The following is a 15283-nucleotide window of genomic DNA, read 5'->3' as shown; positions in this document are numbered from 1 at the left end:
GGGACGGGCCGGGGGACGGGTCGCGCGGGGACGCCGTACTCACCGGGAGCCACCTGGACTCGGTGCCCGGCGGCGGCGCGTTCGACGGGCCGCTCGGCATCGTGTCGGCGTTCGCGGCGATCGACCGCCTCCGGGAGCGCGGCGCCGCCCCGGCGCGGCCGATCGGCGTCGCGGCGTTCGCCGAGGAGGAGGGCGCCCGGTTCGGGGTGGCGTGCCTCGGGTCGCGGCTGCTGACCGGCGCGATCGACCCGGCGCGGGCGCGGGCCCTCACCGACGGCGACGGGCACACGTTCGCCGAGGTCCTGCACAACGCCGGCCTCGACCCGGACGCGATCGGCCCCGACGAGGACCTCCTCGGCAGGATCGGCTGCTTCGTCGAACTCCACGTCGAGCAGGGCCGCGCGCTGTGGTCGGCCGGGCGGGGGGAGCCGGTCGGCGTCGCGAGCGCGATCGTCCCGCACGGCCGGTGGCGGTTCGACTTCCGCGGGGAGGGCGACCACGCCGGGACGACCGCGCTGCCCGACCGGCGCGACCCGATGCTGCCGTTCGCCGGCATGGTGCTCGCGGCGCGGGAGGCGGCCGAGCGGAACGGGGCGGTCGCGACCGTGGGCAAGGTCCGCGTCGTGCCGGGCGGCGTGAACGCGATCGCCTCGTCCGTGACCGCCTGGCTCGACGCCCGCGGACCGGAGGACAAGGCGGTCCGGCGCACCGTGGCGGAGGTCGACGAGGCCGCGCGGGTCGCCGCGCGCCCGCACCGGGTGAGCGTCGACCTCGCCGAGGAGTCCTACACCGAGATCGTCGACTTCAACCTCGCGCTCCGCGACCGGATCGCCGCGACCCTCGGCGGGCCGCCGGTGCTGCCGACCGGCGCGGGCCACGACGCGGGCGTCCTGTCGGCGCGGGTGCCGACGGCGATGCTGTTCGTCCGCAACCCGACCGGGGTGTCGCACGCGCCCGCGGAGTTCGCCGAGCCGGCGGACTGCCTCGCCGGAGTCGATGCCCTCACCGCGGTACTGGACGACCTCGCGCGCGGGTAGGTATCCGGTCATGCAGTGGCACGCCCAGTTCGCCTGGCTCGGGGACGGGGTGGCGGCCGACGTCCTCGTCGAGGCCGGCGCCGAACGCATCACCCGCGTCGCCGCGGGCGTCCCGGCCCCTCCGGACGCGATGCGGCTGCCCGGCCTGACCCTGCCGGGCCTCGCCAACGCCCACTCCCACGCCTTTCACCGCGCGCTCCGCTCCCGCGCCCAGGCGCAGACCGGGACCTTCTGGACCTGGCGCGAGCAGATGTACCGGGTCGCCGAACGGCTCGACCCGGGGTCCTACCGCGCCCTCGCCGCCGCCGTGTTCGCCGAGATGGCCCTCGCCGGGATCAGCTGCGTCGGCGAGTTCCACTACCTGCACCACGGGCCGGGCGGCACCCCCTACGACGAGCCGAACGCGATGGGCGAGGCGCTGATCGCCGCCGCGTCCGACGCGGGCATCCGGATCACCCTCCTGGACACCTGCTACCTCACCGGCGGCATCGGCCGCCCGCTGGAGGGCGCCCAGCTCCGGTTCGGCGACGGCACCGCCGGCAACTGGGCGCGCCGCGTCGACAGCCTCTACGAGGGGACGGACAAGGCGGGCCGCCTGCACGCCCGGGTCGGGGCGGCGATCCACTCCGTTCGCGCCGTGCCCCGGGAGCAGCTGCGGGCCGTCGCGTCCTGGGCCAGGGAGCGCCGGGCGCCGCTGCACGTCCACCTGTCGGAGCAGCCCGCCGAGAACGAGGCGTCGATGGACGCCTACGGCATGACGCCCACCCGCGTCCTGGCCGAGGCGGGGGCGCTGGGCGCGCTCACCACGGCCGTCCACGCGACGCACCTCACCGAAGAGGACATCGGCCTCCTCGGCACGACCATGACCGGCGTGTGCATGTGCCCCACCACCGAACGGGACCTCGCCGACGGGATCGGCCCCGCCCGCGACCTGGCGAACGCCGGCGCGCCGATCTGCCTGGGCTCCGACCAGCACGCCGTCATCGACCTGTTCGAGGAGGCCCGCGCGGTCGAGCTGGACGAGCGGCTCCGCACCCGCGTCCGCGGCCACTGGACCGCCGGGGAGCTGCTCGCCGCCGCCACCTGCAACGGCCACTCGGGGCTCGGCTGGCCGGAGGCGGGACGGCTGGAGCCCGGCGCGTACGCCGACCTCGTCACCGTGGACCTCGGCTCGGTCCGGACGGCCGGGGCCGGCCCCGGCCACGCGGCCGAGGCCGCCGTGTTCGCCGCGACCGCCGCCGACGTCCGGCACGTGGTCGTCTCCGGGCGGCAGATCGTCCACGACGGCCGTCACCTGCTGGTCGACGACGTGCCCGCGGCCCTAGCGGCCGCGATCGAGGCCGTCACGGCGCCCGAGGAGGAGTGACCCGGCGCCCCGCGGGCGGCCGCGCCCGCCAGGCCGTCCTGAGCTCCGGCGGCGCGTGAGATCCTGCCCGGGTGAGCAGCGAGAGCACCGAGAGCACCGTCATCGCGAGCACCGAGAGCAGCGAGAGCACCGTCATCGCGAACATCGGGGAACTCGTCACCAACGACCCCGCCGCGGGCGGCGGACCGGGTGGCGAGCTGGGCATCGTCCGCGACGCGGCGCTGGTGATCGAGGACGGCCGGGTCGCCTGGACCGGCCCGTCCGGCGACGCCCCGGCCGCCGACGCGTCCTTCGACGCCGGCGGCCGCGCCGTCCTGCCCGGCTTCGTCGACTCCCACGCCCACCTCGTCTTCGCCGGTGAGCGCGCCGAGGAGTTCGCGGCCCGGATGAGCGGCCGCAAGTACGCCGCGGGCGGCATCCGCACGACCGTCGAGCGGACCCGTGCCGCGTCCGACGACGACCTCCGCGCGAACATCCGCCGCCTGATCGCCGAGATGGCGCGGCAGGGCACGACGACCGTCGAGTGCAAGTCGGGCTACGGCCTCACCGTCGAGCAGGAGGAGCGCGCCGTCCGCATCGCCGCGGAGGTGACGGACGAGGTCACCTACCTCGGCGCCCACGTCGTCCCCGCCGAGTACCAGGGCGACACCGCCGCCTACACGCGGCTGGCCTCCACCGACATGCTGGCGGCGTGCGCGCCCCACGCCCGCTGGGTCGACGTCTTCTGCGAGGAGGGCGCGTTCGACGCCGACCAGGCCCGCGAGGTCCTGCAAGCGGGCATCAAGGCGGGCCTGGCTCCGCGCATGCACGCGAACCAGCTCACCCAAGGCCCCGCCGTGCAGCTCGCCGTCGAACTGGACGCCGCGTCCGCCGACCACTGCACGTTCCTAGGCGACGCGGACATCGACGCCCTCGCGTCCTCGGAGACCGTCGCGACCCTCCTGCCAGGGGTCGAGTTCTCCACGCGCCAGCCCTATCCCGACGCCCGCCGCCTCCTGGACGCGGGCGCCACCGTCGCCCTGGCCACAGACTGCAACCCCGGTTCCTGCTACAGCTCCAGCATGGCGTTCTGCGTCGCCGTCGCCGTCCGCGACATGAACATGACCCCCGCCGAGGCCGTCTGGGCCGCGACGGCGGGCGGCGCGAAGGCCCTGCGCCGCACCGACGTCGGGCACCTCGCTCCCGGTGCCCGCGCCGACATCCACGTTCTGGACGCGCCGTCCCACATCCACCTCGCCTACCGCCCCGGCGTGCCCCAGACGTCCGCCGTGTGGCAGGCGGGCGTTCAGGTGAGGTAGCGGCGGTTGGCCCTGACCAGGGGCGTCCGGTCGCGGGCAAGGTAGTCCGTCGAGAGGACCTCGGCGATGAAGAGCGTGTGGTCCCCTGCCTCGACCCTCCGGCGGGTCTCGCACTCCATCGCGGAGACCCCGGACTCCGGGACGAGGGCCTCGGAGTGCTCGCCCCGGTGATGCGGTTCGCTCGCCAGGAGGATCCGGGCGCTGGGGCGGCCCTCCGCCGCGAAGCGCCCCGCCAGGGCGCGCTGGCCCGACGCGAGCACGGTCGCCGCCCAGCGGTCCTGGCGGTTCAGGACCTCCGTCAGGTAGGACGACGTCGTCACGCTCGCCAGCACCATCGGCGGCTCCAGGGACACCGACATGAACGCCGTCACCGTGGTGCCGAGGTCGTCGCGGCCGTCCCGGACGGTCAGCACGACCACGCCCGTCGCGAACCCCGCGATCGCCTCGGCGAACTCGCCGGTCAGCGGATCTCCCACATGCCGGGGAGGGTGAGCGGGCCGGCCGCGGGCAGGCCGAGGCGGGCGGCGAGGCCGCCGAGGGAGCCCCAGCCGTCGAAGCGGACCGCGGCGGCGGTGCGGTCCTCGCTGGACTCCGGCGGGCGGAGGCGCTCCAGGGGCGAGGACATCGGGTACACGCGGACCGGGGCGTCGGCGGCGAGGCCGGCCTTCTTGCGGGCCAGGCCGAGCGCGCGGTCGATGCCGCCCAGCTCGTCGACGAGGCCGTGCTCGGCGGCGTCGGCGCCCGTCCAGACCCGGCCGCGGGCCAGCTCGTGGACGCGCTCGCGGGACATGCCGCGGCCCTCGGCGACCCGCGAGGTGAAGTCGTCGTAGATCTTGTCGAGGGAGGCGTTGACGCGCTCCCACTCGGACTCGCTGAAGTCCTTCGTGGAGCTGGACATGCGGGCGTGGTCGCCGTCCGCGACGCTGCCGAACGTGATGCCGACGCGGTCCAGGAGGCCGTTCACCACCGCCTTCCCGGTGACGACGCCGATCGAGCCGGTGATCGTGCCCGGCTGCGCGACGATCGTGTCGGCGGCCATCGCCACGTAGTAGCCGCCGGACGCGGCGACGTTGCCCATGGACACGATCACGGGCTTGCCGGCGCGCCGGGCCAGCACCACCTCGCGCCAGATCGCGTCGGACGCGACGGCCGAGCCGCCGGGGCTGCTGACCCGGAAGACGATCGCCTTGACGGCGTCGTCCTTCACCGCGGCGCGGAACGCCGCGCCGATCGTGTCGGAGCCCATCGCGGGCCCGGAGCCCGGCAGCGGGCCGCCGCGGCCGCTGCGGCCGAGCCGGATCGGGCCGTGCCCGTTGATCAGCGCGACGGAGTCCTGCTTGCCGGGGTGCGGCAGTCGGCCCGCCAGGCCGTGCGCGCGGTTGTAGCGGGCGACGTACCGCAGCTGGGTCTCCTCGCCGAACTCCTTCCGCAGGTCGGCGTAGACCTCGTCGCGGTACCCGAGGCGGTCGACGAGCTTCTCCTCCAGCGCCTCGTCCGACAGGAAGGGGCCGCGGTTCACGAGGTCGCGGACCTTGTCCTCGGGGAGGCCGCGGCCGGCGGCGACGGCTGCCGTGATCTGCTCGGTCAGCGAGGCGACCAGGCGCTTCGACGACTCCTCGTGCTCCGGGGTGTACGTCTTCTGCATGAACGTGTTCGCCATGGTCTTGTACTCGTACCGCTGGGCGAACCGGGGCTCGACGCCCGCCTTCTCCAGGGCGCCGGCGAAGAACGGCTCCTCGAGCGCCATGCCGACCAGGCCGACCTCGCCCGTGGGCTGGAGGTAGATCTTGTCGAAGGCGGTGGCCAGGTAGTAGGGGACGGTCCCGCGGCCGCTCTCCCCGTACGTCTCGGCCCACGCGACGGTGAGCTTGCCCGCCTCCCGCAGCTCCTGCACGGCCTCGCGCAGCTCCTGGACGAGCGCCAGCCCGATGCCGCCGCCGACCTTGACCACGAGCGCGCGGACGCGGCTGTCGGAGCGGGCGCGGCGCAGCCCGTCCAGGACGTCGCGGAGGTGCGTCCTGCGCATGGACAGGAGCGCCGAGACCGGGTCGGCCGGCGCGGTCTCCACGATGCCCTCGGTGAGGTCCAGTTCGAGGATCAGCGGTGCCGTCCGCCGGTCGCGGGCCTGTTTGATGAGGGTGACGACTGTGCCTGGATCCACCATGGACCCAAGCCTATGCGCTCGGCCGCGGGGGTTCCCGCGCCGCCGCTCGACGGCCCTGGCGCTTGAACCCCTAGCGCTTGAACCCCTAGCGCTTGAAGCCCTAGCGCTTGAAGGCCCTGTTGGGGATGACGCTCGCCGACGCCTGCGCCAGCGGGCGGCCGTCGGCGCCGGCGAGCACCGCGTTGCTGACCATGCGGGTGGCGCCGGGGTGCACGCACGTCCCGGTCACCGTGTACGTCTCGCCGGCCCGCACTCCGCGCAGGTAGTCGATGTTGAGGTTGAGCGTGAGCATCGGCAGGAAGTGGTCGCAGGTGCTGCTCGCCGCGAGGCAGACCGCGTTGTCGAGGATCATCGCGATGTAGCCGCCGTGGACGATGCCGCCCGGGTTGCACAGCTTCTCGGCGGGCGTCCAGGAGATGTCCACCCGGCCGGGGTCGGCTTCCGTGACGACCTGCCCGATGTAGTCGCTGATGTCGGAGATCTCCGGGAGCCGCCGGTCGCGCATCGCCCGGATGAACTCGACGCCCGACAGCGTGCTCCACATTTCGGCGGCCTCCCGCAGGGCCTCCGGGCTCGCCTCGACGCTCAACGCACACTCCTTGATCACGGCCAATCTTAGAATGATATTCGGTTTCGCGGGCCGGGGAACTGTGCCGTTCATCACCGGCACCGGCCCGGCCGGGCGGTTCAGCCGGCCTTGCGGAGGGTGCCCGTCATCTCGTTGAACCCCGGGGACCTGTAGTCCAGGGCGTCCATCTCCTTCCGGAGAATCAGGGTGCCGCTGTAACAGACGTCCTGCTTCCCCTGGGGATGCCTCAGGGATTCTTCGAACTGGATCGACCAGGCGGACTCGCGCGTCACGATCAGCGTGCCGCGGCAGCCCCAGTCCGGGTAGTCGGCCTTGCCGCCCGTGTCGCCCGTCACCAGCTCGATCGTCACCCTCGTGCTTCTCCTGCCCGGGACGAGGTCCTCCTCCGCGGTGACCTCGCCCGTCCAGGTGCCGGCGAACTCCGCGGGCACCAGCGGGGCGCCGGTCTCGGATTCCTCCGTCGCCGCCGGGGGCGGCGTCGTTCCGGCAGAGGCGCTCGCGGAGGCGCTCGCGGAGGCGCTCGCGGAGGGGTCGCCGGGCGAGCCTCCATCGCCGATGTTCGCCAGGATGAGCGCCGTCGCGGCCACCGCGACGGCCGTGAGGGCGGCGCCTGCCGCGATCACGCGCCCGCGGGGCCTGCCGTTGCCGGGCGGTCGCCTCCGGCGTGCGGGCGGTTGCGGCGGTTGCGTGCCGGGACCCGGATCGGGGGCGGGACTGGTCGCGGCGGACGGGTCGACGAGCCGCACCATCAGGTCGCGGGCGGACGGGCGCCGTGCCGGGTCCTTGGCGAGGCACTCGGTGATCAGGGGGAGCAGCGAGGCCGGCACGCCGGCGAGGTCGGGTTCGCCGTTGGCGATGCGGTGCATGGTCGCCGGGATGCTCACGGCCCGGCCGAACGGCGGATGCCCGGTGGCCGCGTACACGATGGTGCCCGCCCACGCGAAGACGTCCGACTTGTCCGTCGGCGGGTGCCCTTCCAGCCACTCGGGCGCGAAGTACGCGGGGGTGCCGACGAGCTGGGTCTGGGTCGCGGCGTCGATGGCGCGGGCGATGCCGAAGTCGACGACGCGCGGGCCGTCCGGGCCGAGCAGGACGTTGGCGGGCTTCAGGTCGCGGTGGACGATCCCCGCGCCGTGGATCGCCGCCAGCGCGCTCGCCGTGTTGACGGCCAGCCGCTCCAGGTCGCCGCCGCGCAGCGGCCCGCTCGCCGCGACGCGCTGCTGCAGGGACGGCCCGTCGATGAACTCGCTGACCACGTAGGGCGCCGCGCCGTCGGCGGACGAGTCGAGGACGGCGGCCGTGCAGAACGCGGCGACCTGCCGGGCGGCCCGCATCTCCCGCGCGAAGCGGCCGCGGGCGGCGGCGTCGGTGGTCTTGAGCATCTTGACGGCGACGCGCTCCCCGGACGGCCCCTCCCCGAGGTAGACGACGCCCTGGCCGCCTTCGCCGAGGCGTCCGGTCAGCCGGTAACCGCCCACCGCGCGCGGATCGTCGTGGGCGAGGGGGCGGGCGGTCATCGGTGGGCTCCTCATCGGCGGGCGTTGATCGGCGGGCGTTGATCGGCGGGACGTTGATCGGCGGGTGTCGAGCGGCCGGTGTCGACCGGCGGCGGTCGTTCCCATACGACGCACGAAACCGTACTGAGGATCGCGGGGCGGATATCGTCCAACGGCTATGGTCGGACGCATGGGAGACGGCGACGGCTGGGCGGGCTGCGGGCTGGGGCACACGCACTGGGGACGGTTCGGTGCCGCGGGCCTGCTGCCCTACCACCGCGACCCCGGCGGGCAGGTGTGGGTGCTGCTGCAGCAGCGCGCGTGGTGGGGGATCGGCGGCGGGACGTGGGGGATGTTCGGCGGCGCGCTGCACAGCCACGAGGATCCCGTGACGGGCGCCCTGCGGGAGACCTCCGAGGAGTGCACGCTCGACACGAGCACGGTGCAGGTCCACGGCACGAGCGTCGAGGACCACGGCGGCTGGTCGTTCACCTCCGTGGTCGGGTCGCTGGGCGAGCTGCCGCGCGTCGGCCCGGCGTCCAGGGAGACGCGCCGCGCGGAGTGGGTCCGCGCCGAGGACGTCACCGGCCGCAAGCTGTTCGAGCCGTTCGCGCGGTCGTGGCCGCGGCTGCGGGACGCGATGCGGGGCGTCACCCTCGTCGTGGACGCGGCGAACGTCGTCGGCGCCCGCGCCGACGGCTGGTGGAAGGACCGCGCCGGCGCGAACGCGCGGCTCCACGACGACCTCAAGGCGCTGAACGCGGGCGTCGAGGGCGTGCCCGACGGGCTCGTCCGGTTCGACCGCTGCTTCCCCGAGGTCGTCCTGGTGGTGGAGGGCGCGGCGCGAAGCGTCGCCGACCGGCAGGCCGACGGGGTGCGGGTCGAGGCGGCGCCCGGCAGCGGCGACGACCGCATCGTCGACCTCGTCCAGGACGCGGGGCCCGACACGGCCCACCTGGTGGTGACCGCCGACCGGGAGCTGCGCAGGCGCTGCGAGGCGGCCGGAGCCTCCGTCATCGGCCCGCGCTGGCTCCTCGACCGGCTCTAGCCGGCCCGGATCGCAGCGGCAGGCTCGTAGTTCGGCAGGGTCAGAGCTCCACGCGGTGACCGGCGTCGCGGAGGACGTCCGCCGCCTCCTTGAGCCGGTGGTCGGGCACGAGGACGAGGTCCGCGTGGTACGTCGACGCCACGAAGAGGGGGATGCCGGCCTCGGCGAGCGGCCCCACGATCTCGGCCGGCGTGCCCGGCACGCGGGGAGCGCCCTCACCGTCGCCGTAGAAGCCGGCCCAGCGTTCCGCCTCGGCGAACTCGGGCACGTCCCGGATGACGGTGAGTCCCTCGGGGGCGCGGATCAGCGCGATCCAGTCGTCGTCCTCCGGGAACGTGGCGTGCGGCAGGTGCTCCACCGCGAACCGGCCGGGGACGACGTGCAGGCGCTGCGCGACCGCCCTGGGAAAGCCTTCGCTCATCCCGCCAGACTAATCCCGTCAGACTATTCGGGTACCAGCCACACCGCGCCCAGGGGCGGGACGCGCAGCACCGCGGACGCGGGCAGGCCGTGCCAGGGCTCGGCGGTCGCCTCGACGCGGCCGAGGTTCCCGACGCCGCTGCCGCCGTACTCGTAGGCGTCGGTGTTGACGACCTCCCGCCAGGCGCCCTCGCGGGGCAGGCCCACCCGGTAGCTCTCATGCGGGTTGCCGGCGAAGTTGACGACGCACGCCAGCACCGGCTCCTCGCCCTGCGCGCCCGTGCCGTAGCGCAGGTAGGACAGCGTGTTGCCGCCTGCGTCGTTCCCGTCGATCCAGCGGAACCCCTCGTGGTCGCTGTCGCGCGTCCACAGCGCGGGCTCCGCCTGGTAGGCGCGGTTGAGCTCGCGGACGAGCTTCTGCAGCCCCACGTGGTGCGCGCCCTCGGAGGCGTTCTCCAGCAGCCACCAGTCGAGCGGGCGCTCCTCCGCCCATTCGGCGCCCTGCCCGAACTCCTGCCCCATGAACAGGAGCTGCTTGCCGGGGTGCGACCACATGTAGGCGAGCAGGGCGCGCAGCCCGGCGAACTGCTGCCAGGGGTCGCCCGGCATCTTGCTCAGCAGCGACCCCTTGCCGTGGACGACCTCGTCGTGCGACAGCGGCAGGACGTAGTTCTCCGAGAACGCGTACACCAGCGAGAACGTGATCTCGTTGTGGTGGTAGTGCCGGAACACTGGCTCGTGGCGCAGGTACTCCAGCGTGTCGTGCATCCAGCCCATGTTCCACTTGAACCCGAACCCGAGGCCGCCGAGATGGGTGGGCCGGGTCACGCCCGGCCACGCCGTCGACTCCTCGGCGATCGTCACGACGCCGGGGCTGCGCTTGTAGACCGTCGCGTTCATCTCCTGGAGGAACGAGATGGCCTCCAGGTTCTCGCGGCCGCCGTAGATGTTGGGCGTCCACTCGCCCTCGTTGCGGGAGTAGTCCAGGTACAGCATGGAGGCGACCGCGTCCACGCGCAGCCCGTCGATGTGGAACTCCTCCAGCCAGTACGACGCGTTGGCCACCAGGAAGTTGCGGACTTCGGCGCGCCCGAAGTTGAACACGAGCGTCCCCCAGTCGGGGTGCTCGCCGCGCGCCGGATCGTCGTGCTCGTACAGGGCGGTGCCGTCGAAGCGCGCCAGCGCCCACTCGTCCTTGGGAAAGTGGGCGGGCACCCAGTCCATCAGGACGCCGATGCCGGCCTGGTGGAGCCGGTCCACCAGGTACCGGAAGTCGTCCGGGTTCCCGAAGCGCGCGGTCGGCGCGTAGTACGACGTCACCTGGTAGCCCCAGGAAGGACCGTACGGGTGTTCGGTGACGGGGAGCAGCTCCACGTGCGTGAAACCCATGTCCTTGACGTACTCGGTCAGCTCTTCGGCCAGCTCCCGGTACCCGAGCCCTGGGCGCCACGACCCGAGATGCACCTCGTACGCGCTCATGGGCTCGTGCAACCAGTCGCGGTACTTGCGGCCGTCCATCCACTGGCCGTCGCCCCACTCGTAGGACGAGGTGAAGATGCGGGACGCCGTCGCAGGGGGGCGCTCCGTGAACTGGGCCATCGGGTCGGCCTTGGTGCGCCACACGCCGTCCGCGCCGAGGATCTCGTACTTGTAGCACATGCCGTCGCCCACGTCCGGAATGAACAGTTCCCAGACGCCGGTGGAGCCGAGCGACCGCATCGGGTACGCGCGCCCGTCCCAGTGGTTGAAGTCGCCCACGACGCGGACGCCGCGGGCCGTGGGCGCCCACACCGCGAAACCCGTCCCGTGCACCGTGCCGAACGCGGAGGCGTAGCTGCGGACCCGCGCGCCGAGCGCCCGCCACAGCTCCTCGTGCCGCCCCTCGCTGATCAGGTGCAGGTCGAGTTCGCCGAGCGTCGGCAGGTGCCGGTACGGGTCGTCCTGGACGGTCTCGACGCCGTCCCCGTAGGTGACGGCGAGCCGGTAGTCGGGGACGGCGAGCGGCGCCTCGTCCGCGGCCCCGCCGGCCAGCGAGGAGCCGTCCGGCAGCGTCCCGGTGAACAGTCCTTGGTGGTCGTGCCGGAGCGGATGCCGGTCGCCGCCGGGCAGCACGACCTCCACCCGCTCGGCGAGCGGCCGCAGCGCCCGGACGGTCACGCCGTCCCGGCCGGGATGCGCCCCGAGGATGCCGTGCGGATCGTGGTGGTCGCCGCCGACGAGCCGGTCGATCTCCGCGCGCGTCACCCGTGCCATGACCTCATGGCCTCCCGTCCCACTGAGATTTACCCCAGTAGGGGTGCCCCGAGATCGGCGGCTTTCACGTCGCGGGCGCACCTGTTTCCGCGAGCTTGACGTTTCCCGAGGCCACGCCGCGGACGACCGGCCGCGGACGGCGGGTCCGGACGGCGGGTCGCGGACGGTGGCGGGTGGGGTCGGCGCGCCGGGCGGGAGCTCGTCCCGGAGGACGGTGCGACCGCACGGGCGGCGCGACTCTTCGTCGGGGGTCGCGCCGAATGCGCCGTCCGTGCGGTCACGTCTGACTGGCCCCTGCGGTGACACCGACCACACCGCCCTGGGCTCCATTCCTGTGTCACCTCAGCGACACAGGTACCTTCCGTACCGGCACGCCCCGGCCCGGTCCGCCCCCGCTCGCGGACCGGGCCGCGCCGCTCCCCGGCAACGTCCCTCACGGGCCTCCGCGCTCCTCGCGCGTCTGGTCGAGCAGCAGCCGGCGCAGCCCCGCGGAGTCGTCGGCTGCCACCGTCATCGCGTATCCCGCCGCCAGTTGCGAGTCGCTGAGGTCGCCGCTGCGCGTCGCGTACCAGCGCCCCGCGTCGCTGCGCCACACCTGCCAACCCGGAAACTCCCCCTCGATGGCCGCCTTCAGATCCTCGAAGTCGCCCATCAAGGTCGTCCTTTCCCCGAGGCCGCTCTTCTGTATACAAAAGTCTTACTCGTACCAAGAGGTGTCAAGCTGTCCGTAAGCGGACCATGCCCCCGCGGATAGCGCGCGGAAGGTATGGATGGCAGGGAGGACGAGCCGGGATCGAACGCCGCGTCGAACAGTGAGTCGAACGGCTCGACGGCGCGTCCGGAAGAAGGGGAGGTGACGCCGGTGCCGGACCGACCCGCCTACCTGCGCATCGCCGACACGCTGCGCGAGGGCATCCGGGACGGGAGCCTCCCGCCGGGAACCCGGCTGCCGACCATCGCGGAGCTCTGCGAGGTCCACGGCGTCTCCGAGATCGTCGTCCGGCAGGCCGTCGCGCTGCTCCGCGGCGAGGGACTGGTCGAGACGCGCCGCGGCGGCGGCACCCTCGTCCGGGTCGTGCCCCCCGCGCGCAGGGTCGCGATGGACCGCTACCGCGTGGTGACCAGGCCCATGGCGGTCCCCGAGACGACGTTCACCCGCGACCAGAAGATCTCCTGGGAGGAGTACCGGCTCGATAGGGAGTTCACCCGCGTGCGGGCCGACGACGAGCTCGGCGCGCTGTTCGAGCGGCCGACCGGCATCGAGCTGCTGCGCCGCCGGTTCGTCTTCTACGCGCGCGGCGAGCCGCAGCAGATCTCCGTCAACTACCTGCCGTGGGACCTCGTCGGGGACACGCCCGTGTCCGACCCGGCGCGCGAGCCGTGGCCCGGGGGGACGCTCGCGCAGCTGGCCTATCTCGGCCACCCGCCGACCCGCGTCGAGGAGGCCGTCCGCTCCCGCATGCCGACCCCGGAGGAGGCCGAGACGCTCCGGATGACCGGCGGGGTGCCGGTCCTCGCCATCACCCGCCGGATGCTGTCGCGCGCCGACGTGATGGAGGTCTGCCGGGAGATCGTGCTGCCCGCCGACCGCGTCGTCCTCGACTACGCCATCGACCTGTGACGCCGACCTGTGACGCCGACCTGTGACGCCGACCTGTGACGCCGACCTGTGACCGCCGGCCCGTGACCACCGGCCCGTGACCACCGTTCTGTGACCGCTGTGACCGCCCGGGCGGCTCAGCCCGCGAGGCGGGCGAGGGAGCGCAGGGGGACGGGCAGCCACGTCGGGCGGTTGCGCGCCTCGTAGCGGATCTCGTAGACGGCCTTGTCGAACTCGAAGGCCCGCACCAGCGCCGCGTGCGCGGCCGGGTCCGGCCCGCCGGCCGCGGCGTAGCCTGCGCAGAACGCGGCCCGGTTGCGGTCCGCCCACGCCTGCGCGCGGGCCTCCAGCGCCTCGGACGTGTCCGCCGGCAGGTCGCCTTCCCGGGCGAGCAGGAACCGGGCCGCGTACTCGAACGAGCGCAGCATCCCGGCGACGTCCCGCAGCGGGTGCGCGGGCGCCCGGCGCTCGGCGGGCGTCCGGGCCGGCTCTCCCTCGAAGTCCAGCAGCACCCAGCCGGCGTCGGTGCGCAGGACCTGGCCGAGGTGGTAGTCGCCGTGCACGCGCTGGACGGGCAGCGGCCCCGCCGCCGCGGCGACCTCGTCGAAGACCGCGCGGATCGCGCCGGCGTACGGGCGGAGCTCGGGCACGGCGGCGCTGACCTGGTCGAGTTGCTCGTTCATCGCGAACACCGCGTCCCGCAGCGCCGAGGCGGGCGCCTGCGTCACCCCGAACGCGGCGGCCAGGTCGCGGTGCACCTGCGCGGTCGCCGCGCCGAGCCGCTCGGCCTCCGCGCCGAAGTCGCCGCCCACGGCGGCCGCGCCCTCCGCGGTGACGACCGGGCCGGCCCCCGGCTGGGCGGGCTGGGCGAACCAGTCGCGGACGCTGGTGAGGGCGAGCTGCCAGCCGTCGGTCGCGGTGCGCAGGTACTCCGACAGCAGCGCCAGCGTGACGGGCTCGTCCCCGGCCGCGTCCCACCCGGTGTTCGAGCCGGGCTCCAGCTCGATCCAGCCGTGCACGGCGGGGATGTGGGCGCAGCCCTCGCGGGAGAGCGCGAGGTTGACCTCCAGGTCCGGGTTGACGCCGGGCGACAGGCGGCGGAACAGCTTGCAGATGTAGCTGTCGCCGAAGATCAGCGAGGTGTTGCTCTGCTCGGCGCCGATGGGCGAGCCGTCCAGGTCCGTGCGGATGCCGGTGCCGGGCGCGCGGCGGAACTGGAGCGGTCCGACCAGCGTCTCGTTCGCCATGTACGTCAGCAGCGCCCGGGTGAGCTCCGCGTCGTGGACGGCGTCGTAGACGTGCTCGGTGATCCCGTCCGCGCCGGTCAGCCGCCCGATGAGGCCGGCCTCCAGCCGCTCGGGCAGCTCGCGGCGCGCGCCGAGGAGCAGCTGGTAGTGGTCGGTGGCGCCGTTCTGCCGGACGTCGAGGACCAGGTGGTGCAGCGCGGGATCGCCGGCGATCAGCTCGGTGGCGGTGCCGATGGAGAGTTCGTCGATGGGACCGTCCTTGCCGCCGAACCACCGCTGGCCTGGCAGCCAGCCGGCGAGAAGCCGGACGAGGGAGTGGTCGGGCGGCGGCACGGTCACATCACTCCTTCTCCCGGTCGGGGTCCTCGGGCGGCGGCGGCAGCAGGAACCAGTAGAAGCCGTGCCCGGGCAGGGTCAGCAGGTACGGCAGCTCGCCGATGGGCGGGAACTGGACGCCGCCCATGCACTCGATCGGGGCGGTGCCGCGGAAGCGCCGCAGGTCCAGTTCCACCGGCTGCGGGAACCGGGACAGGTTGTTCACGCAGAGGATGGTGTCCGTGCCGCCCCACTGGTTGGTGTCGCCGTTTCCGATCTCGCGGGTGAAGGCGAGGACGGAGGGGTTGGAGGCGGAGAGTTCTACGTAGGAGCCGACGCCGAAGACGGGGTGGCGTTGCCGGATCTCGATCATTTTGCGGGTCCAGTGCAGGAGTGATCCGGGGTTGTTGGCCTGGGCTTCGACGTTGACGGCTTGGTAGCCGTAGATGG

Annotated in this window: 14 protein-coding genes; 5 read left to right on the top strand and 9 right to left on the bottom strand. The window is 73.8% G+C overall.

What is annotated here, in order from left to right; genetic code table 11:
- The 3 genes from E1266_RS26920 to hutI form a co-directional block, all read left to right on the top strand.
- On the top strand, nt 1-1037 hold a 1037-nt coding region (locus tag E1266_RS26920), incomplete at its 5' end, for an allantoate amidohydrolase (RefSeq protein WP_132051639.1).
- Nucleotides 1038-1047: 10 nt separating this feature from the next.
- Nucleotides 1048-2403, top strand: coding sequence for a formimidoylglutamate deiminase (locus tag E1266_RS26915; RefSeq protein WP_132051637.1), 1356 nt, complete (start codon nt 1048-1050; stop codon nt 2401-2403).
- Between the two features lie 71 nt (nt 2404-2474).
- Nucleotides 2475-3701: an imidazolonepropionase gene (gene hutI, locus E1266_RS26910; RefSeq protein WP_243718927.1), complete on the top strand. Its 1227-nt coding sequence runs from the start codon at nt 2475-2477 to the stop codon at nt 3699-3701.
- On the opposite strand, the gene E1266_RS26905 is transcribed toward hutI, so the two are convergent.
- The 4 genes from E1266_RS26905 to E1266_RS26890 all read right to left on the bottom strand — a co-directional run bounded on the left by E1266_RS26905 (nt 3689) and on the right by E1266_RS26890 (nt 7971).
- A complete protein-coding gene (locus tag E1266_RS26905; protein ID WP_132051635.1) occupies nt 3689-4177 on the bottom strand; it encodes a flavin reductase family protein in 489 nt (162 codons plus the stop codon). The genes hutI and E1266_RS26905 overlap by 13 nt on opposite strands.
- A complete protein-coding gene (sppA, locus tag E1266_RS26900) occupies nt 4162-5865 on the bottom strand; it encodes a signal peptide peptidase SppA (protein WP_132051633.1) in 1704 nt (567 codons plus the stop codon). Before sppA ends, E1266_RS26905 begins: the two co-directional genes overlap by 16 nt.
- Before the next feature lie 100 nt (nt 5866-5965).
- Nucleotides 5966-6454, bottom strand: a complete 489-nt coding sequence (locus E1266_RS26895) for a PaaI family thioesterase (protein WP_243718925.1) — start codon at nt 6452-6454, stop codon at nt 5966-5968.
- Nucleotides 6455-6552: 98 nt separating this feature from the next.
- Nucleotides 6553-7971: a serine/threonine-protein kinase gene (locus E1266_RS26890; RefSeq protein WP_165966224.1), complete on the bottom strand. Its 1419-nt coding sequence runs from the start codon at nt 7969-7971 to the stop codon at nt 6553-6555.
- A 169-nt stretch (nt 7972-8140) separates the two neighbouring features.
- Here E1266_RS26890 and E1266_RS26885 point away from each other — a divergent pair, with 169 nt between their 5' ends.
- Complete coding sequence (locus E1266_RS26885; protein ID WP_132051628.1) at nt 8141-8998, top strand: NUDIX domain-containing protein; 858 nt, start codon at nt 8141-8143, stop codon at nt 8996-8998.
- A 40-nt stretch (nt 8999-9038) separates the two neighbouring features.
- Here the strand turns inward: E1266_RS26885 and E1266_RS26880 are convergent, their stop codons facing one another.
- The 3 genes from E1266_RS26880 to E1266_RS26870 all read right to left on the bottom strand — a co-directional run bounded on the left by E1266_RS26880 (nt 9039) and on the right by E1266_RS26870 (nt 12323).
- Nucleotides 9039-9419 carry an ACT domain-containing protein gene (locus E1266_RS26880; RefSeq protein ID WP_132051626.1) on the bottom strand — a complete coding sequence of 127 codons (381 nt, stop codon included), beginning with the start codon at nt 9417-9419 and terminating at the stop codon, nt 9039-9041.
- 23 nt (nt 9420-9442) lie between these two features.
- Nucleotides 9443-11671: a 1,4-alpha-glucan branching protein GlgB gene (gene glgB / locus E1266_RS26875; protein ID WP_132051624.1), complete on the bottom strand. Its 2229-nt coding sequence runs from the start codon at nt 11669-11671 to the stop codon at nt 9443-9445.
- Between the two features lie 433 nt (nt 11672-12104).
- A complete protein-coding gene (locus tag E1266_RS26870) occupies nt 12105-12323 on the bottom strand; it encodes a hypothetical protein (protein WP_132051622.1) in 219 nt (72 codons plus the stop codon).
- 210 nt (nt 12324-12533) lie between these two features.
- Here E1266_RS26870 and E1266_RS26865 point away from each other — a divergent pair, with 210 nt between their 5' ends.
- Nucleotides 12534-13292: a GntR family transcriptional regulator gene (locus tag E1266_RS26865; protein WP_132051620.1), complete on the top strand. Its 759-nt coding sequence runs from the start codon at nt 12534-12536 to the stop codon at nt 13290-13292.
- 116 nt (nt 13293-13408) lie between these two features.
- On the opposite strand, the gene E1266_RS26860 is transcribed toward E1266_RS26865, so the two are convergent.
- Together E1266_RS26860 and E1266_RS26855 are read right to left on the bottom strand one after the other, a co-directional pair.
- Nucleotides 13409-14857, bottom strand: a complete 1449-nt coding sequence (locus E1266_RS26860) for an aminoglycoside phosphotransferase (protein ID WP_347876749.1) — start codon at nt 14855-14857, stop codon at nt 13409-13411.
- Nucleotide 14858: 1 nt separating this feature from the next.
- On the bottom strand, nt 14859-15283 hold a 425-nt coding region (locus tag E1266_RS26855; RefSeq protein WP_207945938.1), incomplete at its 5' end, for an alpha-glucosidase C-terminal domain-containing protein.

Origin of the sequence: Actinomadura sp. 7K534, from assembly GCF_004348575.1 — a bacterium.
GTDB lineage: Bacteria > Actinomycetota > Actinomycetes > Streptosporangiales > Streptosporangiaceae > Spirillospora > Spirillospora livida.
Note: the sequence above shows the minus strand (reverse complement) of the source record. Positions and strands in the feature narration are given on the sequence as shown.